The sequence below is a fragment of the Pseudoalteromonas sp. SG43-5 genome (genome assembly GCF_014164345.1).
Lineage (GTDB): Bacteria > Pseudomonadota > Gammaproteobacteria > Enterobacterales > Alteromonadaceae > Pseudoalteromonas > Pseudoalteromonas distincta.
Genome location: NZ_JACJFA010000010.1, coordinates 84,934 through 109,851 on the forward strand (window position 1 = coordinate 84,934; position 24,918 = coordinate 109,851).

Annotated in this window: 21 protein-coding genes and 1 riboswitch; of the genes, 10 read left to right on the forward strand and 11 right to left on the reverse strand. The window is 40.3% G+C overall.

Annotated features, from left to right (window positions below; all coding sequences use genetic code 11):
* Positions 1-17: 17 nt before the first annotated feature.
* The 6 genes from H5161_RS12125 to H5161_RS12150 form a co-directional block, all read right to left on the reverse strand.
* The gene (locus tag H5161_RS12125; RefSeq protein ID WP_154903747.1) at positions 18-1,253 is read right to left on the reverse strand and encodes a cysteine desulfurase-like protein; all 1,236 of its coding nucleotides are present in this window, start codon (positions 1,251-1,253) and stop codon (positions 18-20) included.
* Positions 1,254-1,264: 11 nt separating this feature from the next.
* A complete protein-coding gene (locus tag H5161_RS12130) occupies positions 1,265-1,897 on the reverse strand; it encodes a 2OG-Fe dioxygenase family protein (protein ID WP_002958808.1) in 633 nt (210 codons plus the stop codon).
* Positions 1,898-2,097: 200 nt separating this feature from the next.
* Positions 2,098-4,695: a bifunctional aconitate hydratase 2/2-methylisocitrate dehydratase gene (acnB, locus tag H5161_RS12135; RefSeq protein WP_039488618.1), complete on the reverse strand. Its 2,598-nt coding sequence runs from the start codon at positions 4,693-4,695 to the stop codon at positions 2,098-2,100.
* A gap of 291 nt (positions 4,696-4,986) precedes the next feature.
* Complete coding sequence (locus H5161_RS12140; protein WP_182769405.1) at positions 4,987-6,036, reverse strand: OmpA family protein; 1,050 nt, start codon at positions 6,034-6,036, stop codon at positions 4,987-4,989.
* Between the two features lie 390 nt (positions 6,037-6,426).
* The gene (locus H5161_RS12145; RefSeq protein ID WP_182695893.1) at positions 6,427-7,836 is read right to left on the reverse strand and encodes a YdiU family protein; all 1,410 of its coding nucleotides are present in this window, start codon (positions 7,834-7,836) and stop codon (positions 6,427-6,429) included.
* Between the two features lie 8 nt (positions 7,837-7,844).
* Positions 7,845-8,543, reverse strand: a complete 699-nt coding sequence (locus H5161_RS12150; RefSeq protein ID WP_182712468.1) for a DNA-3-methyladenine glycosylase I — start codon at positions 8,541-8,543, stop codon at positions 7,845-7,847.
* Positions 8,544-8,734: 191 nt separating this feature from the next.
* Positions 8,735-8,935, forward strand: a riboswitch (Lysine riboswitch).
* Between the two features lie 190 nt (positions 8,936-9,125).
* Here H5161_RS12150 and dapA point away from each other — a divergent pair.
* The 5 genes from dapA to H5161_RS12175 all read left to right on the forward strand — a co-directional run bounded on the left by dapA (position 9,126) and on the right by H5161_RS12175 (position 14,514).
* Positions 9,126-10,010 (forward strand): 4-hydroxy-tetrahydrodipicolinate synthase, encoded by an 885-nt coding sequence (dapA, locus tag H5161_RS12155; RefSeq protein ID WP_002958800.1) that lies wholly within the window; start codon positions 9,126-9,128, stop codon positions 10,008-10,010.
* Positions 10,011-10,025: 15 nt separating this feature from the next.
* Positions 10,026-10,766: a 2,3,4,5-tetrahydropyridine-2,6-dicarboxylate N-succinyltransferase gene (locus tag H5161_RS12160; protein ID WP_002958799.1), complete on the forward strand. Its 741-nt coding sequence runs from the start codon at positions 10,026-10,028 to the stop codon at positions 10,764-10,766.
* Entirely contained in the window at positions 10,766-11,971 is a 1,206-nt protein-coding gene (locus H5161_RS12165) for a PLP-dependent decarboxylase (protein WP_182752906.1), read from the forward strand. The genes H5161_RS12160 and H5161_RS12165 overlap by 1 nt, the downstream gene beginning before the upstream one ends.
* Positions 11,972-11,976: 5 nt before the next feature.
* Positions 11,977-13,098, forward strand: coding sequence for a succinylglutamate desuccinylase/aspartoacylase family protein (locus H5161_RS12170; RefSeq protein ID WP_182769406.1), 1,122 nt, complete (start codon positions 11,977-11,979; stop codon positions 13,096-13,098).
* 378 nt (positions 13,099-13,476) lie between these two features.
* A complete protein-coding gene (locus H5161_RS12175; protein WP_182769407.1) occupies positions 13,477-14,514 on the forward strand; it encodes a phospholipase A in 1,038 nt (345 codons plus the stop codon).
* A 71-nt stretch (positions 14,515-14,585) separates the two neighbouring features.
* Here the strand turns inward: H5161_RS12175 and H5161_RS12180 are convergent, their stop codons facing one another.
* Positions 14,586-15,479, reverse strand: a complete 894-nt coding sequence (locus H5161_RS12180; protein ID WP_002961136.1) for a bifunctional GNAT family N-acetyltransferase/hotdog fold thioesterase — start codon at positions 15,477-15,479, stop codon at positions 14,586-14,588.
* Positions 15,480-15,725: 246 nt separating this feature from the next.
* Here H5161_RS12180 and H5161_RS12185 point away from each other — a divergent pair, with 246 nt between their 5' ends.
* Positions 15,726-16,439 carry a spermidine synthase gene (locus H5161_RS12185; RefSeq protein WP_024597210.1) on the forward strand — a complete coding sequence of 238 codons (714 nt, stop codon included), beginning with the start codon at positions 15,726-15,728 and terminating at the stop codon, positions 16,437-16,439.
* Here the strand turns inward: H5161_RS12185 and dtd are convergent.
* A complete protein-coding gene (dtd, locus tag H5161_RS12190; RefSeq protein WP_024597209.1) occupies positions 16,428-16,865 on the reverse strand; it encodes a D-aminoacyl-tRNA deacylase in 438 nt (145 codons plus the stop codon). The genes H5161_RS12185 and dtd overlap by 12 nt on opposite strands.
* Positions 16,866-17,771, reverse strand: a complete 906-nt coding sequence (locus H5161_RS12195; protein WP_002961130.1) for a virulence factor BrkB family protein — start codon at positions 17,769-17,771, stop codon at positions 16,866-16,868.
* An 87-nt stretch (positions 17,772-17,858) separates the two neighbouring features.
* Here H5161_RS12195 and H5161_RS12200 point away from each other — a divergent pair, with 87 nt between their 5' ends.
* From H5161_RS12200 to H5161_RS12210, 3 genes are all read left to right on the forward strand, one after another.
* Complete coding sequence (locus H5161_RS12200; RefSeq protein ID WP_002961128.1) at positions 17,859-18,515, forward strand: DUF2959 domain-containing protein; 657 nt, start codon at positions 17,859-17,861, stop codon at positions 18,513-18,515.
* Between the two features lie 74 nt (positions 18,516-18,589).
* Positions 18,590-19,669 (forward strand): MBL fold metallo-hydrolase, encoded by a 1,080-nt coding sequence (locus H5161_RS12205; protein WP_182769408.1) that lies wholly within the window; start codon positions 18,590-18,592, stop codon positions 19,667-19,669.
* A gap of 67 nt (positions 19,670-19,736) precedes the next feature.
* On the forward strand, positions 19,737-20,465 hold the full coding sequence (locus tag H5161_RS12210) for a CBM9 family sugar-binding protein (protein WP_182769409.1): 729 nt from the start codon (positions 19,737-19,739) through the stop codon (positions 20,463-20,465).
* A 156-nt stretch (positions 20,466-20,621) separates the two neighbouring features.
* Here H5161_RS12210 and H5161_RS12215 read toward each other — a convergent pair whose 3' ends face one another.
* Both H5161_RS12215 and typA read right to left on the reverse strand, forming a co-directional pair.
* Positions 20,622-20,939, reverse strand: a complete 318-nt coding sequence (locus H5161_RS12215) for a hypothetical protein (protein ID WP_182716056.1) — start codon at positions 20,937-20,939, stop codon at positions 20,622-20,624.
* Between the two features lie 214 nt (positions 20,940-21,153).
* Entirely contained in the window at positions 21,154-22,977 is a 1,824-nt protein-coding gene (gene typA / locus H5161_RS12220) for a translational GTPase TypA (protein WP_002961123.1), read from the reverse strand.
* Positions 22,978-23,484: 507 nt separating this feature from the next.
* Between typA and glnA the strand changes: the two genes are divergently transcribed.
* Positions 23,485-24,891 (forward strand): glutamate--ammonia ligase, encoded by a 1,407-nt coding sequence (gene glnA, locus H5161_RS12225; protein ID WP_182692919.1) that lies wholly within the window; start codon positions 23,485-23,487, stop codon positions 24,889-24,891.
* The last annotated feature ends 27 nt before the right edge of the window (positions 24,892-24,918 follow it).

A 24,918-nucleotide genomic window follows, 5' to 3' on the forward strand; every position in this document is an offset into this window, starting at 1 on the left:
ACCAAAATCAGTATTATTTAACCGAGCAGTTCATCAAATAAATTAAACAACTGATCTAGCTCTTCAATGGTGTTGTAGTGCATACAACCAATGCGCACTACGCCGCCTTTATCAAGCACATCTAATTGCTTGCACAACCCTTGCGCGTAAAAATTACCATCCCACACACAAATATGCTGCTTACCTAGAAATTCTGAAACGGCGCGTGGCTCAAGCCCTTCAAAAATTAAAGCAAAAGTAGGTGTACGCTCATTAAGGCGATCAAAATCATCAATACCAAATAACTTAATACGTGGATAATTAACTAAGCGCGTTAAAAAGTGTTCGCTAAGCGCCATTTCGTGCTGCTTAGTTTTAGCAAAAGCAACGCTTAACTTTTCGCGGCGTGAATGGCTATCGTCAAGTTCGCTAATCGCCGCAATGTAATCAACAGCTGCGATAAAACCAGCCATTGCTTCAAAGCTTTGCGTGCCGGTTTCCCAGCGACCTGGTGCTACGTCTTTAGCTGGCTCAACCTTGTAAGGCGTAAACCCGTCTAAATGTTCTTTTTTACCGTAAACCATACCTAAATGCGGACCAAAAAACTTATACGCAGAGCACGCTAAGAAGTCGCAATCAAGTGCTTGCACGTCAACAAGTTCGTGCGGTGCATAATGTACGGCATCAACATAAACAAGTGCACCTACAGCGTGAGCAAGCTCAACAATACGTTTAATATTATTAATTGAACCTGTGGTATTTGAAGCGTAAGTGACCGCTACAAGCTTAGTGTTGCTGTTTAATAAGCTTTCAAATTGCGCCATATCTAAGCTGCAATCAGCTTCGTTAATTAAAGCCGTATTAACTTTAACGTCTTTATCTTCTGCAGCTTGTTGCCACGACGATACATTCGAGAAGTGATCGGCATTGGTTACAACTATTTCATCGCCAGCCTGCCAGTCGCGTGAAATTGCACGGCTAAAACTAAACGTAAGGCTGGTCATGTTTGGACCAAACACAATTTGTTGTGAGCTAGGTGCATTAAGTAAGTCAGCGGCGGCTTGGCGCGCATTCGCCATCAACTCAACCGTTTTATCACTTGAAAAAAACGCGCCACCTAAGTTCGAATTATAATGACCTAAATAAGCTGTCATCGCAGTAAGCACCGATGTTGGTACCTGCGAGCCACCTGGTCCGTCTAAAAATATTGGCGATTTACCATCAACGTTCTGCATTAATGCTGGAAACTGCTCACGTAATTGCGTTATGTTCATGCCTAACTTCCTTAAGACGTTAATACAAAACAATCCAGGTAACCTGGTTTGCTAGCATCAATTTTGTTCATAGGTGTTGCGTTATGCCACACTTGACGGTCGTTTATTAATGCAAACATGCCGTCTTTTATTTCCATTTTAAAACAAGGCTCAGCTTGCTTGTTTTCGTATACAAGCAGTTCGCCACCTTCTAAGTTCTCGTGAGAAACACCGCATATACATACATGGTCAAAACCATCTTGATGCACGCCTTCTGGCGCTGCAGGTGTATCGCTATCGATGGCAAGCATACGGAACTGATGAATTTCAATATCACGCTGCTCATCAATACCGGTAAGTTGGCGAAACTCATTTACAATGCTTTTCATGCCCTCTGACTCAAGTAAACTTTGCTCTAAATTTTCGTAAGTACGCTCTACATTGCCTTGAAAAGTATTAATTGAATCATCTTGAACAAATGCTTTGGCTTGCTGTAGTTTTATTTCACCATTTTGCATTTTTACTACTGAATAACGACGTTTACGAAAGGCACCATCTGCATAAAGGTTTGCAGGAAGGTTATCAAAAGAAGGTTTAACCAAATCAATATTTGCTTGGTTAACAAAACGTAGTTGCAATAAATTCTGGTTGTTTAATGCTGTCATAAAATCTCGCCTAAAATAATGAGAATATTGATAAGGATTTTAATGCATTTTGATAGGAATTTTTGCGCGATTAATTACTTTAAAAGCAATTTAAGACTAGAGTTAATACAATAATATAAAAAAAGAAGCATGAACTATCTAATATTTGTTTTAGCCAATAAAAAACCCGCCGAAGCGGGTTTTTAAACAAACTCTAAAAGTTATACAGCTTGTTGAATAATCACGTTGTCTGCTTTTTTAGTGTAAGCAGGCATACGGTGGAAGTTTAAGTAACGGTAAGTATCTGCAGCCGTTGCATTAATCTTCGCTGCGTATTCTTGGTACTCAGCTGGAGTAGGTAGTTTACCTAAAATAGCCGCTACTGCAGCAAGTTCTGCTGAAGCTAAGAATACGTTCGCGCCATTACCTAAACGGTTAGGGAAGTTACGTGTAGAGGTAGACACAACCGTTGCTTTGTCTGCAACACGTGCTTGGTTACCCATACATAGTGAACAACCTGGAGTTTCGATACGTGCACCTACACGACCAAAGATACCGTAGTAACCTTCGTCTGTAAGCTGATCTTTATCCATCTTAGTTGGCGGGGCAACCCAAAGCTGAGTTGGGATACGACCTTTAAAGCCATCTAGTAACTTACCTGCTGCGCGGAAGTGACCGATGTTAGTCATACAAGAACCGATGAATACTTCGTCGATTTTCTCGCCAGTAACATCAGATAATAAACGTGCATCATCTGGGTCATTTGGAGCACAAAGGATTGGCTCTTTAATATCTGCTAAATCGATTTCAAGTACATGTTTGTACTCTGCATCAGCGTCAGCTTCCATTAGTTCTGGGTTAGCTAACCAATCTTGCATTGCAGTAATACGACGCTCAATAGTACGTACATCGCCGTAACCTTCAGAGATCATCCATTTAAGCATAACAATGTTTGATTCTAGGTATTCTGCGATAGACTCTTTAGAAAGTTTAACCGCACAACCTGCTGCAGAACGCTCTGCAGATGCATCTGATAGTTCAAACGCTTGCTCAACAGTTAGGTGTTCAACGCCTTCAATTTCTAGTACACGACCAGAGAATTCGTTAATTTTACCTTTTTTCTCAACTGTTAATAAACCTTCTTTAATACCGAAGTAAGGGATTGCATGTACAAGGTCACGTAAAGTGATACCTGGTTGCATTTCACCTTTAAAGCGAACCAAAATTGACTCAGGCATATCAAGAGGCATAACACCTGTAGCTGCTGCGAATGCTACTGCACCCGAACCTGCTGGGAATGAAATACCTAATGGGAAACGTGTATGTGAATCACCACCAGTACCTACAGTATCTGGTAATAACATACGGTTTAACCATGAGTGAATTACACCATCACCTGGGCGAAGTGACACTCCGCCACGGTTCATGATGAAATCAGGAAGCGTATGGTGAGTGTTTACATCGATTGGTTTAGGGTAAGCCGACGTATGACAGAAAGACTGCATTGTTAAATCTGCAGAAAAACCTAAACATGCTAAGTCTTTAAGTTCGTCACGTGTCATAGGACCTGTTGTATCTTGCGAGCCAACAGTTGTCATTTTAGGTTCACAGTATTGGCCTGGGCGAATACCTGGAACGTTACACGCTTTACCAACCATTTTTTGCGCTAGTGTGAAGCCTTTTTCAGACACTTCTGTCACTGTTGGTACTTTAAATACATCAGTTGGACCTAGGCCAAGTGATGTACGTGCTTTATCAGTTAAACCACGACCAATGATAAGTGGTATACGACCACCAGCACGAACTTCATCTAAAATTACATCAGATTTAAGTTCAAAAGTTGAGATTACTTTGTCAGTACCGTGGCTCTTAACAACACCTTCGTACGGGTAAATATCGATTTGCTCACCCATGTTAAGCTCATCAACATTTAATTCGATTGGTAATGCGCCTGAATCTTCCATTGTATTGAAGAAGATTGGAGCAATTTTATTACCTAGACATACACCGCCAACACGCTTGTTTGGTACGAATGGGATATCATCGCCCATGAACCAAAGTACAGAGTTAGTTGCAGACTTACGAGAAGAACCAGTACCAACAACATCACCTACATATGCAAGTGGTAAGCCTTTAGTTTTTAATTCTTCAAGCTGAGAGATTGGACCTACTTCGCCTGGCTTGTCTGGTGTAATTCCATCACGTTCAATTTTTAGCATTGCTAAAGCATGAAGTGGGATATCTGGACGAGACCATGCATCTGGTGCTGGTGATAAGTCATCAGTATTAGTCTCGCCAGTTACTTTAAATACAGTAACTGAGATCTTTTCAGCAACAGCTGGCTTATTAGTAAACCATTCTGCATTTGCCCAAGACTCAATAATTTGCTTAGCGAATGTATTACCCGCTTTTGCTTTTTCTTCAACATCGTAGAACGCATCAAACATAAGTAATGTATTTGAAAGGCCTTTAACTACGATTGGTGCAAGTGTTTCGTCATCAAGTAGGTCAATCATTGGCGCGATATTGTAACCGCCCAGCATTGTACCTAATAATTCTGCCGCTTTTTCTTTAGAAACAAGTGGAGAATTAGCTTCACCTTTAGCTACAGCTGCTAAAAATCCCGCTTTAATATAGGCAGCATCATCAACACCAGCTGGTATACGCTGAATGAACAAATCTAAAATGAATTCTTCTTCACCTGCAGGTGGGTTTTTTATTAATTCAATAAGATCAGCAGTTTGCTGAGCATCTAATGGCGCTGGTACGATACCTAACGCGGCACGTTCTTCTACGTGTTTACGATATTCTTGTAGCACAATATTGCCCTCTTGGTGACGTGAAAGTATCCGGTAGCGCTTTGGGCGCAAATAAGTTACCCAATACTTATAGTATTCTAACGCGTAATTATAAAGCTTTTATGGATAGATGAAAATCCATCCAGTTGCGCAACTGATTATACCGATTATAAATACTATGAATAGTGGTTGTGGTAAAAACTATTTTCATGAATACTTATTAAGTAAGAATCATTACCATTAACTAATATTAATTTATTACAGGCATAAAAAAACCCAGCACTTGGCTGGGTTTTTACAGATAAATAACTATTAACGCTTAACTTTTACCTTCTCTACTGTAGTTAATTGCGCTTCAACACGACGATTTTCTGCGTTTGCAGCACGTGTGTTTGCTGAGTTTTTAAGGCGCGTTTCACCATAACCCACAGTAGAAATACGTGACTTCTCAATACCATCTTTCATTAATTCAGAAGCTACATCTTTAGCACGCTTTTCAGAAAGCGATTGATTATAAGTTGCATCACCAGGAGCGGAAGCATGACCCTCTAATACCACTGTTACTTCACTATTCTCTTTCATGAAATCAGCAACTTGCTTAATATCACCAAAAAATTCATTTGGTACATTAGCAACGTCATGAGGGAAAGTTACTAATAACTTTACAGTTACTTCTTTATCTTCGTATACAGTACAACCCTTAGCATCAACAGCATCTACTATTGGTGTGTTAGCACACTCGTCGTTAGCGTCAATAACACCATCGTTATCACTGTCTAACGGAGCTGCAGCAACAGGCTCTGGAGCTGGTTTTACTGGCTCTACAGGAGCAGAGTTTTGGCCAAATAAGTAGTTAATACCAATTTTAGCACCAACATCTGTGTAACCACGGTCAAGACCTTGGTATACAGCTGTTTCAGCATTTACAAATAAGCCATCTGTAATGAAATGTTGGTAACCAACACCTGCATTTAAGAATGTGTTGTCATCAACTACGTCAATTTCTTTAATACCGAAAAGACCATAGAAAGGACCGCCGTCTAAATGGTAAAGAGCATCAATACCGTAACGCTCGCCATCAATATTGTTACGGTTGCCAGCAACTTTATCAAAAGCATTAAAATCCATGTCTGCATATTCAAGACGTGCGCTCCAGTAATCACTGAAACGGTAACCAGCTTCAACACCCCAGCCAGTTGATTCGTTTACGTCAAGACCAGCTTGGTCACGCATGTTTTTCCAAGATGCGTCATAGTAGTCGCCAAATGCGCCAATGTAGAAACCTTCTTCTTTATCAGCAGCGAATGTAGATGCGCTAGTTGCAGCCAACGCGATTGCAATTGTAAGTGATTTTAATTTCATTGTTTTCTTCCCATTTGAACAATTTTAAATTGTAGCTAATCGATACTAGCTCAATCAGTTTTATATAGACTAACTGAGCCTTTGTTAATCAATACTTAACGAAAAATAAAGTTTATAACTTTTTTCTATGCCTTGTCGCAACACACATCCACTTACTATAGGCGAAATTAAAACTTTATTGAAAAATAAATATAGTAGTTTATTGTAAATTAGTACTTAGCAAGGAATGTAAGAGCAATTAAATTAAATGCACTTATAAATGCAAAGAAATATTGCTTGGTTTTAATTGTGCGCATAATACCACCAGAATTAGCATTCCCCTAGGTATATGCGCATGTTTGATTAAAAAATGACTCTTTTTAATCATGCGGTTATATTTAAAGTTAAGTATTAAGTACCACAAAAAGTCTGGTAGTCATTATCATTCGTCGGTGGAGAGCAAAATTCTGATAACTCTTCACTGTTAGAATATGGATTGCTGGCTATTTTTATAAAGCGCTGTAGCAACTCGCTGGATCCTGTAGCGTTATATTGTGCAATTATTTCTTCGATCACATGATTACGCGGTATTACACGAGGATTTGCCGCTCTCATTACTTCATAACTATTATCGTCAGTTAAACTTACCCACTTAGCTCTCCATTCAATTAGCGACTCAGGTACGCTTTTTTCTCCTTTTAAGGATTCAGTAAGCGCATCAAAGGTATTGGTGTAGTCGAGCTGATTATCTTTTAATAGCGTTAACAACTCTGCTATTAACTCGCCACTACTATCGCTAGATTCAGTTAAACCCAGTTTTTGTGCCCACATAGCCGTAAACTCAGCATTAAACTGCTCAGCAAAACTATTAATAAATGGCGTCATTAATAAAACTGCTTGCTCGTCATCATCGCTAATAAGCGGTATTAAACTCTCAGCTAAGCGTGCGCAGTTCCAGTTAGCTATATTAGGTTGATTACCGAATGCATAGCGGCCTTGTTTGTCTATAGAGCTAAATACGGTATCAAAATCAAAGCTATTCATCATGGCACACGGGCCGTAATCAATAGTCTCTCCGCTAACTAGCGTATTATCTGTATTCATTACTCCGTGAATAAAGCCAACACGCATCCAGCTCACAACTAGCTTAACTTGGTTTTTAATCACAGCGCCTAAAAATGCTAAGTATCGCTGCGAACCTGTATCGGTTATTTCTGGGTAGTGTCGCTCTATAGCTAAATCGGCTAAATTTTTAAGCCCTTCAACATCGCCTTGCGTCGCTAAATATTGAAACGAGCCAACACGAATATGACTCGTTGCTACACGCGTAACGATAGCCCCTGCTTGTGGCGGATTACGATAAACCGTTTCACCACTACCAACAACCGCTAAGCAGCGTGTGGTTTTAACTCCCAGTGCATGCATTGCTTCGCTCATAACGTATTCACGAATAGCAGGACCAAGAGCACAACGTCCATCCCCACCTCTTGAGTAAGGAGTAGCACCAGAGCCTTTTAATTGAATATCCCATAACTGGTTTTCATCATCACTAATAGCGCCCAGTAAGTGCGCTCGTCCATCGCCTAAGCGTGGTGAAAAATGTCCAAATTGGTGCCCAGAGTAACCAAGTGCTACTGCAGGAATCGCCTGTTTTTCGTTACCGCTAAAAGTGCTGGCACGCAAATCAGCCGCAACGTTAATATTAAATTGTTTTGCTAAACTCTCGTTCCACAGCAATAACTGAGGAGAGGCGACACTTGCAGGGAAATCTTCTATCGCGAAGTTTTCTGCAACATCTGTGTATCTTGGCACTAATTTCATTGTAATTCCTATTGTTGCTGACTTATACCAACACGGTTGTCACCTACGCCATAAGCAACAATTAAGCTTAACTCTTGCATACTTAAGCCACTTTGCTCTTGCATTTCGTTAAAAAAAGCTTGGGCTGCATTTAGTGACTTTTTAGTTTGTAAGCCGCCGTCTATAATTTTATGGGCACGCAAATAATTCTCTACATCGCGTGATAGTAAAAATGTATCTTTACCAAGTGCTCGCAGCGCATAAGGCCCTGTATTTCCGCCTAAACGCGAACCATGCTTTTTTAAATATGCCCACAAACCAATAATATCGTCTGTCGGCCAATTAGCGATAAACTGGCTAAAACTGCCATGTTCCCCTGCTATTTCGTGGATCATGTAAGCATTTTCGGTAATTGTTTTTACTTTTTTATAGTTACGAACAATGCGCTCATCCGTTGCTTTTTGCTCCAGCATATCGGGTGGCATCATTAATAACTTATCAACGCTAAAATCCCAAAAAACCTCTCTAAAGCCCGGCCACTTATTATTTATGACTGACCAATAAAAGCCGCTTTGAAATACTTTTCGAGTAAATTCTTCAAGCCAATCGTCGTCACTTAACGTGCTTAGTTGTTTTTTAGATAGCGGTTTTGCAAGTAATAACTTAAGCATTTTTTCAGAGCCTTTTCGCTCTACCGCTCGCTTATAAATATCGCTAAATTTTTCCATACTAATTAAATACCTCACTACTTATATTGCTAGTGTACGAGAAAAGCACCTAATACGTAACCACCCCTCTTTTCGATGAATTAATCTGTATTTAGTCGCTTGACACCTAGACGGCTAAAATGCTTTAATCGCCGTAATTACCCTATTTAAATTGCACAGGTTTGTAAGTTTTACTCTACAAACAGGTGCAAAGGGCTAGAAGAGGTGCGTTATTCAGGTAGCGTATGTTAGGAGCGCAAACTCCAGCAAGCATACGTGAGGGGAATTAACGCCGAGAAGTAACCACTTTTGCGAGGTGTTTATTTCGGGCGACTAGGTTGAACCCTAGCGACTGTCACCAATAGCTGCTTATAAAAAGCAGCTTGTTAGTTTGGTGGAGAGCTTCTGGTCTTAAATATTAAGGCCGTGCGCCCTATTATTTTAAGCCCATTCGCTCTTCGAATTATTAGTTCGAACGACGTTAATGCGGCTCCTTCCATAAAGCTTTTTAACTCTTCGAATAATACCAATTGCATTAAATTAGTTATCGCTAAAATGATCACGTTTTTAATAAAATTGGTACAAATTATAAGTTCGTGAGAGATGATCAACAACTTCAATTTAAACGACTACTCACTGTGGACCGCGCTCGTAACGCCATTTGATCAACACGGCGATGTTGACTACAACACGTTAACTAAGTTGGTTAGCGATCAAGAAGCGGCACATAACGGTATTTTGCTACTTGGCAGTACGGGCGAAGGTTTAGCACTAACGCTAAAAGAGCAACAAGCCATTGTTGAGCACGTATGCCAGCTAAAACCAACAGTACCACTCATGGTAGCTGTGGGCGGTAGTAACTTAAAGCAACAAATTGAGTGGGTTAACTACTGTAATACACTCCCAATTCATAGCTTTTTACTTGGCTCACCGCTTTATGCAAAGCCTGGCGCTATAGGTCAAACTCATTGGTTTGAAAGCCTACTAAATGCAAGCGCTCATCCATGTATGCTTTATAACGTACCCGGTCGAAGCGCTGTTAGCATCCCAGCGGCAACAATTCAAAACTTACAAAACAATAAAAATTTATGGGCGTTAAAAGAAGCGAGCGGCAGTATTGCTCAGTTTGAAGCTTACCGCCAAGCGGCGCCTAATTTAGCTATTTTTAGTGGCGACGATGCGCTAATGCCTTATTTTGCTCAAGCTGGCGCAAAAGGTTTGGTGTCGGTAGCTGCAAACGCATGGCCTGAACAAACTCACGAGTTTGTTAAGCGCAGTTTAAGTGGTCAACACCCTAATTTATTTGCCCAGTGGTCAAGCGCTATTAATAGCCTATTTGCTGTCGCAAACCCTATTCCCGTAAAGGTACTGATGCATTTGCAAGGCCGCTTAAGCAGCCCGCAACTTCGTCCACCTTTAACACATCTTGAGTTAACTCAAACCGATTGCATTACAACTGCAAACAACACCATTTTATCTTGGCATTAAATACAGGTTTTTATAATGAGCTGGTTAGAACTATTAAATAATTTAGAATCGGGCGCAGTACGCGCTGCATCACAAAACGAAAGCGGCCAATGGCAAGCTAACGTAGAAGTAAAGCAAGGCATTTTAGAAGCCTTTAAAAATGGCACTAATACTGAATTTGCAGGCGGCTTTGTTGATAAACATAACCTAGCTCCGCAAGAATTTAGTACTGATGATGGCGTCCGTATGGTACCAGGTGGCTCAAGTGTTCGCCGTGGTGCTTATGTTGCTAAAGGCACGATTATTATGCCACCAGCGTATGTAAACATTGGCGCATATATCGACGAAGGCACAATGGTAGATAGCCACGCATTGGTGGGTTCTTGTGCACAAGTAGGTAAAAACGTACATTTAAGTGCTGCAGTTCAGCTTGGTGGTGTACTTGAGCCAATTGGTGCAAGCCCAGTAGTGGTTGAAGATGACGCATTTATTGGTGCAGGCTGTATTATTGTTGAAGGCGTAGTCATTAAAAAAGGCGCAGTACTTGCCCCTGGCGTGCGTTTATCAGCAACTATTCCAGTATACGACTGCGTAAACGAGCGCCAACTTGATAAAGGCGAGCCAATCCCAGAGTACGCGATTGTAATACCGGGCTCTCGCCCTGCGTCAAACGAATGGGCGCGCGAGCAAGGCCTAAGCATGTCGTGTGCGTTAATAGTTAAATACCGCGACGAGAAAAGCGATGCATCGTTATTGCTTGAAGAGGTTTTACGATAATGAGCTTTTTGAGCACGCCTATCAAAACCGCTGTAAATACGATTACACAACAACTTGATACACCTTTTTTTGTTTACGACCTAGATCAACTAAACACGCATCTTGCGCGTTTAGTTGCGCAAACCGATGTAAAACTGTGGTACGCGGTAAAAGCAAACCCACTGTCTAAAATTATTCAAAGCTTAGACAGTGCTGGCTTTAATTTTGACGTAGCAAGTAAAGGTGAGCTTGAGCAAGTACTAGCACAAGGTATTAGCTCGCAGCGCGTGCTCAACACAGGGCCTGCAAAAAGCCCTAAACAAATAAAACACTTTATTGAGCGCGGCGTGCGTATATTCGTAGCAGAAAGCCTCAATCAAGTACGTTGGTTAAACCAACAAGCGCAACTACAAAACACGCAGTTACAAGTATTACTGCGTGTACAATTACGTTGGCCTGAAGGTGAAAAAAACCCACTGGGCGGCGACAGCCTTACGCCGTTTGGTTTGGGTTGTAATGAATGGCAAGCACTCAATGTAGCTGACTACCCTGCGCTTAAATTTGACGGCCTGCATATCTTTCAGTGGGGCAACATGCTTAGCACGCAAAAACTAAGCGACTTGTGGTCACAAATGATTGCACCTCTTAGCCAACTTGCCAGCGATTTAAATATTAGCCTTAAAATTTTAGATTTAGGTGGCGGTTTAGGTATTCCTTATACACAAAACGAAGCAACACTTGATTGGGATGACTTGATTGCTGCGCTCGCTAAAATTAAAAATGATGCGGGTGTAGAAGAGCTATGGATGGAACTTGGTCGCTATGCCGTTGGCGAATGCGGTCATTACGCAAACCCAGTAGTAGAGCGCAAACAAAACTACAATCAAGAACAAGTAATTTTAAGCGGCGGTATAAATCACTTATTACGCCCTGCTGTTACCAGCCAGGACTTTCCTGCTGCATTACTGCGTGAATCCAATGCTAAAACTCAAGCGGTCACTTTATATGGCCCACTTTGTACAGCGCTTGATTGCTTGGGTGAACATAACTTACCAAGCGATTTAAATGAGCACGACTGGCTAGTGTTTAGCCAATGCGGTGCTTACGGCTTTACCGAAAGTATGCCGTATTTTTTATGCCATGAGCTAGCTGCTGAGTACACATTGCAAAACGGTACACTTACCTGTGTTCGCCAAGCCGAAAATGCCAGCCATTATTTAAGGTAACAAGTATGAGTAATACAACACACATTAGCCAAGAGAACATTGTAGTAGGGGAAGTTGCAAACGGCTTACCACTTACAATTCCTGTGTATCGTTTAAAAGGCGATGGCACAGGGCCAAGTGTTTACATTCAGGCCAATATGCATGGCGCTGAAGTGCAAGGTAACGCAGTTATTTTTCAGCTGCTTGAGCAGTTAAAAAACTTAAACCTTAGTGGCGATATTACCCTTGTACCTTATGCCAATCCGATTGGTTGTAATCAAAAATCTGGCGAGTTTACCCTTGGCAGGTTCGATCCGATTACGGGCACTAATTGGAATCGCATGTATCACTACAATAAAAATTTAGTGGCACAGTTTGCACAAAATCATACTCAGTATGACGACGCTACATTAAAAAGTAACTTCAAACAGGCACTTATTGACGAAGTAGATAGCAAACTTAACGGCCCTGCTTATTTACTCAACACGGGTAAACGCATTGCGCTTAACTTACAAAAGCTCGCTCATCAGGCTGATATAGTACTCGATTTACACACAGGCCCTATTTCAAGCAAGCATCTGTACTGCCCAACCTATGCAACCGACAGCGCACGTTACTTTAATATTGAACATGTATTGCTTATTCCTAGTGATTTTGACGGCGCTATGGATGAAGCTAACTTTTGCCCATGGTGGCATTTAAGTGATGCGCTTAGCGGACAAGGTCGCGAATTATCAATAGCTGTAGAAGCATTTACTGTAGAGCTAGGCAGCCAAGAAAAAATAGACTTAAAAGAAGCATTAAACGATGCAAACAGCATTTTAAGTTACTTAAATCACAAAGGCGTATTACAAAACGCACCGCATACGCCAGCCAATATGACTCGTTATGCATGTAATTTAGATGACTACTTTGCTTATTACGCCCCTATTGGCGGCATGGTTGAATACTTAGCCCCACTTGGCGGGCACATTAAAGCTGGTGAGCCTATTGCCAATATTTTACGCATGGAGCGCTACTTAAGTGAGCAACCATTGCAAACACTTACTCTTGATTGCGATGCAATTGCTATTTTGCACTTTGCCTCAGCGAGTGTTAATCAAGGTACCGAGCTTTATAAGTTTTTTACTAACATATTTGAGCTTTAGCTCACCCTTCTCATTGCGTGAGAGTAATACCAATTGCATTAAATTAGTGATCTATTATAGCGATAAGGAAATAGCTTAATAACAAGGCTAAAATTATGGTACATAGTTGTTCTATATAAATAATTTTTAACGTAGTTAGTGAGTTATTTAATACGCTAGAATGATCATGTTTTTAACAAAATTGGTATAAATTAACTAAAGTAGTTAATTTGCATTAGAAAAGCGGCTTAGGCCGCTTTTCTTTTGATCTATATTTACTTTGTATACGTATGGACCTTGTTATGAATACAAATTCAGTAAAAGTTCACCGTTACATATGTAAAAAGACGTTATAATTAAATTAACGCATACAACAACCCAAACTCACAAGGAATTACAATGAGCTGGCGCCACTGGATAACTCTTTCTGCTTTAATTAGTACCGCTACCTTCGCACAAGAAGAAGAAGTTGCTACAAACGAGCAAGACAACGACATCGAGCTTGTAAAACAGTGTATTTTAAATGAGGTAATTGGCGGAGATGGTAAACAGACATTAGACGACCTTCGTAAAAAGTGTTCAGCTCTTGAAGAAAATAAACAACTTACCGCGCTTGATAAACGCCAAGCCCGTGAAGAAGTAGGTAAAAAAAATAGAAACGTAATTACGCCACATAAGCGTAACTATATTTTACCTCTGTCGTATGTATCACACCCAAACGATCGCCCTTTTGATGGTTTTGACGAATTAACAGATGATAACGATGGTGAGCCACTAGACAACCTAGAAGCAAAATACCAGCTTTCAATCAAAGTGCCTCTTTACGATGATTTTTCGGATAAAGACCAAGCCATATTTTTTGGCTTTACACTGCAATCATATTGGCAGATTTATAACTCAGAAATTTCGTCTCCATTTCGTGAAACAAACTACGAACCAGAGATATTTTGGATAAATTACCTCGACCCAGAAAACGTATTATGGGGCGACGAAATGGCAATCGCATTAGGTATTTCGCACCAATCAAACGGTCGAAGCCAACCAAACTCGCGTTCGTGGAACCGTATTTACGCAGACTTTATTTGGGAAAATAGGGGCTTTGTTTTTAGCTTTAAACCTTGGTACCGAATAGCTGAGGACGAAAAAGAAGATATTTTAGAAGCCAATGGCGACGACAACCCAGACATATACAAATACATGGGTTACTTTGAATTTAGCGGCGCGTATCGTTTTCATGACCATGAATTTAGCTTTATGACGCGTAACAATTTAAATTCAGATAATCGCGGTGCAATTCAACTCGACTGGTCGTTTCCTTTATGGGGTCGCGTTCGTGGTTATGCACAATACTTTAACGGTTATGGCGAAAGCTTAATTGATTACAATGCGGATGTAGAACGTATTGGTGTCGGTATATTATTAACCGATTTGCTGTAATACTTCCCTAAATTTTACGCAAAAAAAGCCAAGCATTGCTTGGCTTTTTTGTGTTTTAAACAGCTAAACAGTTATTTTTTTACTACAAACTGCCCTTCAAATTCTGCAACCACGTTATCACCATCGTAAATAGTTACTGGCACTACGTAACTTGCTTTACCGTCGGTTTCTAAATCGCTTAACTTGCCCTTACAGGTTTGTATATCAACACAACCACGTGGGTCGGTAGTAAGCGGTTTTAAGTACTTAATGTTAGCATCGGCTAATACAATATTACCTTCAAGCCCAGCTTCTTTAAGTGCCAAGTACGTAGCGCCCCAACCTGTTAGCGTGGCCAAGCTATAAATAGAACCTGCAAACATTGTGTTATGTAGGTTTAAGTTAGCGTCTAGGTCGGCGCTGGTTGTAAATTGCCAATCGGTATAGCTTTCTACCTTAATACCCATCGCGTCACTAATTGGAATAGACTCACGCCACGTATTTTGTAGTACTTGCGTCCAATTAGGGTGACGAAACCAACCTGGCTCAGACGGTTTTTGCTTTACCATTTTAAAGTGTTGAACATCGCCATACGCTAAGTGCGCTTTTTCTTTTAATTCGTAACCGTGGCGTTTATAAAACTCAAGCGCTCGTTCGCGTGCAAACAATACAAGCTCGCCTGCGTTTTGAACCCATGCAATTTTTTCAAGCTCGTGCAGTAAGCGACTACCAATATGCTGGTTACGATTACCCTCTGCAACCGCCATATAGCGCACTTGTGCTTGCTCATGATTGTTAAAGTGCAAACGTGCTACACCTAGCACTTCGCCTTCTTTATTTTTTATAAAGCGGTGCTCAGAGTCTTGTTCCATATCGTCTTGTTCAGAGCCACGAGGCTCGCCCCAAGGCGCGCGTAATACTTGCCAACGCAATTGGTAATACGCTTGCCAATCTTCGCTACTTTGTGGGGTGCTTACCTGAAACATACATACTCCTGTTGTTATATAAGCCGTAAATAAAAGTCAAAAAAGGCTACGGCGCTATACTAATAGTATTGATTATCTACCAAACTAAAAAGCTTAAATAATTAAGTCCGTTGGTATTATTTATGGCAAATACCATACTCCATCTTAAAAAAACTGCAAATACGACTTTGGTGATGGCTGTAAAATAACGTAAAAAATAATGGCAAAGGCCATTGCGCTTTAACGTTGCTAGTTTATGCTGAGAATATGATGGAAAAAATCAATTATATAAATTCACTGACGGGTTTGCTGGGCGATCAATTTATTGAAAATAGCCACAGCATTGGTCAGTTAATCTATTGGCATAAATGCAGTGGCGATCACATTCAAGTACGTGAGCACGAGCCGTTACGCTGGTTACTGATTAACGACACTCTTCAATCTGTTATTGATTTAAATAACCCGGATTTATTACTTTTTCCACATTTATTATGCCTAGGTAAGCATTGGCAGGCTCTTAAGCCGCCACAAAAAGTGTTAGAACTAGGCCTCGGCGGCGGAGCAATTCGTAATTATTTACAATACAAATACCCTAAAGCACAAATAACATCGGTTGAAAAAAACGCCGATATTATTGATTGCTATACCCAATTTTTTTCGTCAAATAAAAATGAGCAACTGCTTTGCGCCGATGCGCAACAGATTTTAAAAAGTGCGCAAAATATTGATTGGATTATTTTAGATTTGTTTAGCCAGATAGATGCACCTCGATTTTTATTTGAAGAGGCATTTTATAAAAAAATTTACTCGGCTTTAAATAACAACGGTGTGCTATTTATTAACTTTTTATCGCAGCATGAGTCGCAATTAAAGCAACTTCAGCAGCTATTACTCGATGTATTTGGTTGTAATGTTAGCCCGCAAAAAATTACGGGCTATGTAAATCATATTGTCGTGGTAACCAAAAACTTAAACAGATAAGTTAAACGTAACGGGCCCATCGTTACACAAGCTTACTTGCATATCGGCACCAAACTCACCGGTGGCTATTGTAAGCCCCAACTCTTTAGCTTGAGCAACAAAGTACTCGTAAAGCTCATTAGCTTGGCTTGGCGTTGCCGCAGATGAAAAGCTAGGGCGCATACCCTTTTTAGTATCAGCCGCTAGCGTAAATTGCGAAACCACCAGTAACTCACCTTTAATATCTTTAAGGCTTAAGTTCATTTTGTCGTTTTCGTCAGTAAAAATACGATAATTACTTACCTTGTGTAAAAGCTTATCGGCCGTTTGCGTATCGTCGTGTTTTTCAACGCCCAGCAACAACAATATACCTTGGCTAATTTCACCTACTACTTGGTTGTTAATTTCTACTTTGGCATGCTTTACGCGTTGTATTAAACCTTGCATTTAAACTGTGTCCTTTACTGCTGGTTCATCATCTTCTAGTTCAAGTTCTGGTGTTTCTGGAATATCATTTGGGCTAATACACGCAGTAAATTCAGCGCCAAGCAAAACAACGACCCACGATAAATACACCCATACAAACAAAATAGGAATGGTTGCTACTGCGCCGTAAATAACTTCGTACGAAGGAAAATGGCTAATATAAAGTGCAAACCCTTTTTTAGTCAGCTCAAATAAAAGTGCTGCAAAAAAAGCGCCAGGTATTGCCGCTCTGAACGATACACGCGTATTAGGCACTAAGGTGTAGAGCATAATAAAGCCCACCATCGAAATCCCATACGGCAATAACTTTAACAAAAACCCGCTAAACCCAGGAATACCCTGATCAGCAAACGATACCAAAGATACAATATAAGAGGTAACACCAATACTCGCTCCGAGTAATACAGGCCCTAAGCTCAAAACCATCCAGTACACAGCAAATGAGATCATCATTGGGCGTTTTTTCTTAATTCGCCAAATTCGATTTAGTGTGGCATCTACATTACGTATTAACAGCAAGGCTATTGCAGCTAAAAAGCCAATACCTACCGCCGTCATTTGATTAGCGTTACCGGCAAAGGAGCTAATATGCTCTCTAATAACATCGGTAGAGGTAGGGACAAAGTTGGTAAACAAAAAGCTCTCAATTTCCATGCGAGTAGATTCAAAGCCCGGAAAAGCTGAAAATATAGCAACACCCACCGCAATTAATGGCACTAAAGAAAGAAGGGTTACGTAAGCAAGGTAACCTGCATTAACCGTTATCTGATCGTCTATACAACGATTAAAATACTGCATCCACCAACCAGGCTGCTGGCGTATAAAGGACTTAACTTGCTGTTTGTAATGTGAGAGCTTATCATTCATACAATTGACTTGTGCTTATATAGTTTTGATTATAATAACAATCAGCGCCATAATTTACAGCACTAACGCTCGTAAACAGGAATTCAAATGAAAAAACAAACATTACTCAGTGTTTCAATGCTTGTAGTAACACTTACTTTAACTGGCTGCCAATCTGCTTATTATTCTGCGATGGAAAAAGTGGGTGTTCACAAACGCGATATTCTTATTGACCGCGTAGAAGAAACCAAAGACTCGCAACAAGAGTCACAAGAAGAATTTAAATCGGCACTAGAGCGCTTAACGACTCTAATCGATTTTAATGGTGGCGAACTACAAGACACTTATAATCAGTTAAATGACGATTACGAGTCGAGCTTAAATGCCGCTAACGAAGTGTCAACTAACATCAATAAAGTAGAAGACGTGGCAGAAGCGCTATTTGATGAGTGGAGCGATGAGTTAGAGCAATACAAAAGCGCGTCACTTAAGCGTGAAAGCAGCAAAAAGCTAACCGCGACTAAGCGTCAATTTGATCAGCTATTACGCTCAATGCGCAGCGCAGAGAGTAAAATGGAGCCAGTATTAACCTCGCTTCATGATAACGTTTTATACTTAAAGCATAACTTAAATGCACAAGCGGTATCGGCTATTAAAGGTGAATTCACTAACCTTAAGCGCGATATTCAATTGTTGATGAACGACATGAACAAATCGATTGCCGATTCAAATAAATTTATTGAACAAATGAACAGCGCTGGCTAATCATTTGTTACTTTAAAAAGCCTGCTTAGCTGCAGGCTTTTTTATGTTAAAGGGAATACTAAAAGGGATTTACAATGAAACGCTTTTTAATCGCAGCAATACTCTTATGTATATTAACGGCCTGCGGTGCACCTAATAATATTAATCGTATTACCAGCTCTGACTCAGTTGTTGTTATTAATGATAAGAACGGTCGTTATAAAAATTTATACACAGGTGAAAAAACATATCCCACTACCTGTACTGAAAACTGCTACCCAGCTCACCCAGACTTACTATGCAAAACCGGCAGCGAAAACTGCCAGTACCAAGGCCAGCAAACTAAACCACAACTTAGCACTGGCTATACCGTACGCTGGCTTGGTCACGCTAGTTTTGTTATTAACACTCCAAATGGTCAAAGTGTGCTGTTTGATCCGGTAAAAAATCAGTTTGATTCTCCAGTGGCACTTGGCTTTAAACTCGGCGGTGGCATTTATCGTAAAGCAGGCGCTTGGCCTAGTGAGCAAGAACTCGAAAATATTGATGCGGTAATGTATTCGCATATTCATTACGATCATTTTAATAAAGCCGACATACAAAGCATTGACAATAAACCTCGCTATTTAACACCACTCGGGATGGCCGACAACTTCCCTACCGGCGGTTTTAACATTAGCGAAATGCCGTGGTACTCAACAACCAACATTGACGACTTAGTTATTAACGCCGTGCCAGCTCATCATTTTAGCGCTCGCGTATTAGTGCCCTTTATTTACGAAGATAACAATAAAGACTTATGGAATGGCTGGCTGCTTGAACAAAACGGTAGCACCTTATTTTTTGCAGGCGATACAGGCTACTCAAAACATTTTAAAGACATACAGCAAAAATATGGCGATATAGATGTATGCTTAATCCCAATCGCTTCTTACTACAGTAAAGAAAGTGGTAAATTTTATCGTTACGTTCACACCACACCAGAAGACGCGCTCAACGCAGCACAAGAGCTTAACTGCAAAGTAATGATACCGTGGGGATACGGTAACTCAAGTTGGAAAATGGGCGACCACAGCAGTCATTCAGCCCTGCTGCGCTTATTGCATATGTACAATAAAATGGATTCAAAAGTACCGCTGTATATTTTAAACGAAGGCGAAAGTATTTCACTGTAACTATTTACTTAGCTGTTTTAAGATTGTTATTACATTAAGACGAATCGACAATAAAATTGAGAGATTAATGAAGAAATTAGCACTCGCCTTAAGCTTTTTATTAAGCACGCCATCAATGGCTATTGATGTTGAACATACACCAACTCCAATTACTATTGATGGCGTATCAGAAAGCGTATGGGATAAAGCCGCTTGGCACGACATGCCTTATCTAATGGATGGCACACTGCCATCAAACGATGCCGACTTTAAAGGGCGTTATCGTTTATTGTGGGATCAAAACTATTTATACCTACAAGCCGATATTGTGGATGATGTTCTAATAGATACACACGCAGATCCAACCTATAAATATTGGGATGACGATGCGCTTGAAGTATTTATTGATAGCGATGCATCGGGCGGTAATCATCAATTTAATCACACCGCATTGGCGTACCATATTGGCCTTGATAACCAAGCTGCCGATTACGGACCTGATAAAAAAGCCCATTTGTATACCGACCACCTAGTTAGTAACTGGAAGCGCAATACCACCGCGCCTTTTAACATCACCTGGGAAGTAGCGATAAAGATCTACCCTAATGATTATAAAGAAGGTGCTAAAAACACCCCACTTACACTTATCGAAAAGCAAGTAATCGGCTTTATGTTAGCGTATTGCGATAACGATGGCAGTGAGGTGCGCGAGCATTTTATGGGCTCACACGAAGTACAGCCGGTAAATGGCGACAGAAATCGTGGTTTTATAGATGCCGACGTATTTGGCAAAATAACCCTACTCCCTAAAAAGTAAGCCCCCAACACCAATAAGTAGGTTGGGTTGAGCAAAGCGAAACCCAACGAAAAATATCCTACCAACAAAAACATAGACTTTGCAATATCGATTATTTAATTCTCAAGCACGTTTTTGCTTAGACAAAGAGCGCTGCGCCCTAATATAAAGCTAATTTCAGCCACCCTTTTGCTCATGTTTAATAATTTTAAGAAGCAAATCAATTCTGCGATTTGTTTTTTTGGTTTGCTCCCTAATCATTCCCTGCACCATAGCTGAAGCAAGAAAAATAAAACATATTATTTGAAATAATTCAGTTTCAATATCATAGAAGCTATTAGCAATTGATAACAAAACAAACGGTAAAAAAATTGATATGAGATCTTTCAAGCCCCAATCATTTTTTCCTAACGTTTCAAATTCATCTTTATATTTTTGCAGTTCAGCAATATGTTCTATCTCTAGTTTTGCCTTCATTTCATTTTCGGTATTCACACTAGCTTACTCGCACATATTAAATATAGCTTTGATAATAACTTAATACCTTTTTTAGGTTCAATATTAAAAACTGTTTAACGGTATCGAACCAACCGCGATGTTCTTCTAACCTGAGAGCTTACAGCTCTTTTCTCGCTAACTATTATTCACAAAAAAGCCGCTGTGTTTTTCAATACAGCGGCTTTTAAAATCATTATTCTAAATTAATAGATTATGACTTAGGTGCACGACCCGCACGTTTACGTTCGTTTTCTGTAAGGTGTTTCTTACGGATACGAATGTTTAGTGGAGTAACTTCAACTAGCTCGTCATCATCGATGAACTCAAGCGCTTGCTCAAGTGAGTAGTTAAGGTGTGGAGAAAGCGTTTGCGCTTCATCAGTACCAGATGCACGTACGTTAGTTAACTGCTTGCCTTTAAGGGCGTTAACTGTAAGGTCGTTATCACGGTTATGAATACCGATAACCATACCTTCGTATACTTCAACACCGTGACCGATGAATAAACGGCCGCGCTCTTGTAAGTTAAATAATGCGTTAGTAAGTGCTTTACCAGTTGCGTTTGCAATCATTACGCCGTTCTTACGAACACCGATAGCGCCACCTTTATGAGGACCATAATGATCGAACGTATGGTACATAAGACCAGAACCCGAAGTAAGCGTCATGAAATCAGTTTGGAAACCAATTAAACCACGGCTTGGGATCATGAAGTCTAAACGCATACGGCCTTTGCCATCTGGAGTCATGTTAGTAAGTTCACCTTTACGTAGGCCAACTTGTTCCATAACAGAACCTTGATGCTCTTCTTGACAGTCAATAGTCACTGTTTCAAACGGTTCTTCTAGAACGCCATCTACAGTACGTAAGATAACTTCTGGACGAGAAACTGAAAGCTCGTAACCTTCACGACGCATGTTTTCGATTAAGATACCTAGGTGTAATTCACCACGACCAGAAACACGGAAGCTATCTGGGCTAGCAGTATCTTCAACGCGAAGTGCTACGTTGTGTACTAATTCTTTGTCTAAACGCTCACGGATATTACGTGACGTTACAAACTTACCTTCTTTACCACAGAAAGGTGAGTTATTTACAGAGAATGTCATTGTTACAGTTGGCTCATCAACACTTAGTGGTGGTAATGCTTCAACGTTTCCTGGGAAACAAACTGTATCAGAAATCTTAAGCTCACCAATACCTGTTACAGTTACGATGTTACCAGCGTAAGCTCTATCAGTTTCGATACGCTCAAGACCTAGGTAGCTTTGTACTGCACCAATTTTACCATTACGTGTAGTGCCATCAGCACTGATAATAGTAACTTGTTGGTTAGGAGCAACAGAACCACGTTTAATACGACCAATACCAACTACACCAACATAAGAGTTGTAATCTAGTTGAGAAATTTGCATTTGGAAGTCACCTTCAGGATCTGCATCCGGTGGTGATACTTCTTCAACGATCATCTTGAACATAGGTTCCATGTTGTCTGATGGTTCGTCTAAATCTAGTGTTGCCCAACCGTTGATTGCTGAAGCGTAGATTACTTTAAAGTCTAACTGTTCGTCAGTCGCGCCAAGGTTGTCGAATAAATCAAAGATTTGATCCATAACCCAATCTGGACGAGCGCCTGGCTTATCAATTTTATTGATAACGACGATTGGCTTTAAGCCTTGCGCGAATGCTTTTTGCGTAACGAAACGCGTTTGCGGCATTGGACCTTCTTGAGCATCAACAAGTAATAATACTGAGTCAGCCATCGAAAGTACGCGTTCAACTTCACCACCGAAATCGGCGTGTCCCGGGGTATCTACGATATTGATATGGTAGTCATTCCAAGAAATGGCTGTGTTTTTAGCCAAAATGGTAATACCACGTTCTTTCTCAATGTCGTTTGAGTCCATCACGCGCTCTTCGTTACCGCCGCGTGTTTCTAATGTACCTGATTGCTCAAGTAGTTTGTCAACCAGTGTTGTTTTACCATGGTCAACGTGCGCGATAATCGCTATATTTCTTAACTGTTCGATGCTCATATATTTACTCAGAGAAATTAAATTCTCATTGATCCTGCAAGATCTACGCACTCATCCACGCTTTCGCGAGATGTCCCAGCATAGGATTTAAAAGGGCGCATATTATCCCTCATTAATGACATGGATGAAAGTTTATCCAATATAAATTTCAAAACTTTCTCAATACTTTTACTAAGTATCTGTTTTATATATGACAATTATATGAATTAAATTTCAAATTTTTTTTGAAAAACAGCCTTTTTGGCTATTTTGCTGATCTTTTTGGTACTCTTTTGCATTTAGGTTATGCTATTTCCGAGCGATTAAATTAGCAGCAAATTGTGCCCTGTAAATTTTGCACCAAAAAGGAAAATTTACGCACCAATATAGTGCGTTTGTACATTCCATTTTGATGCAACGATATTTTTTTAATTTATAAACAGCTAGTTATAAAAATGGCACAAAATCAGCTTAGTAAATCCCAAAGCAATTATGCAGCAATAACAAAACCCAATAGTTGGAGGACACATGTCACAATCGGTTTTAGATTTTATTAAAGAAAATGACGTTAAGTTCATTGATTTACGCTTTACTGACACTAAGGGTAAAGAACAACATGTATCTATTCCTCATCACCAAGTTGATGAAGACTTTTTTGAAGACGGTAAAATGTTTGACGGTTCTTCAATTGCAGGCTGGAAAGGCATAAACGAATCAGACATGGTATTAATGCCAGTTGCTGACTCAATCAAACTAGACCCTTTCACTGAAGAATCAACATTAATCGTACGTTGTGACGTAGTAGAGCCTTCTACGCTTCAAGGTTATGAGCGCGACCCGCGTTCTGTTGCTAAGCGTGCTGAAGATTACATGCGCTCTACAGGTATTGCAGATACAGTTTTATTTGGCCCTGAGCCAGAGTTTTTCGTATTTGACGACGTTAAATACAAATCAGATATGTCTGGTTCTATGTACAAAATTGACTCTAAGCAAGCTGCTTGGAACTCAGATAAAGAATATGCAGATGGCAACACAGGTCACCGTCCAGGTATTAAAGGCGGTTACTTCCCAGTTGCTCCTGTTGATGACTTCCAAGATTGGCGTTCAGCTACGTGTCTAGTTCTAGAAGAAATGGGCCAAGTAGTAGAAGCACATCACCACGAAGTTGCAACAGCAGGTCAAAACGAGATTGCTACTCGCTTTAATACAATGGTATTAAAAGCGGATGAAATTCAAGAAATGAAATATGTTATCCATAACATGGCTCACTTATACGGTAAAACAGCAACGTTTATGCCTAAGCCAGTTGTTGGTGATAACGGTTCTGGTATGCATTGTCACCAGTCACTTGCTAAAGATGGTGTAAACCTTTTTGCTGGTGATAAGTACGGCGGCCTTTCTGAAGATGCGCTTTACTACATTGGCGGTATCATCAAGCATGCTAAAGCAATTAACGCTTTTGCAAATGCCTCTACTAACTCGTACAAACGTTTAGTACCAGGGTTTGAAGCACCAGTTATGCTTGCATACTCTGCACGTAACCGTTCTGCATCAATCCGTATCCCAGTGGTTCCATCTGAAAAAGGTCGTCGTATTGAAGTACGCTTCCCAGATCCAACAGCTAACCCATACCTTGCTTTCTCAGCAATGCTTATGGCTGGCCTTGATGGTATCAAAAACAAGATCCACCCTGGCGATGCTATGGATAAAGATTTATATGACTTACCAGCTGAAGAAGCAGCAGAAATCCCAACTGTTGCAGCATCACTTGACGAAGCACTATCTGCACTTAGCGCAGACCGTGAATTCTTAACTCAAGGTGGTGTATTCACTGACGACTTAATCGATGCTTACATCGAACTTAAATCTAAAGAAGTTGAAAAGCTTAACATGACAACTCACCCAGTTGAGTTTGAAATGTACTACAGCTGTTAATTTAGCTGTATAAAATATGTGTGTTCT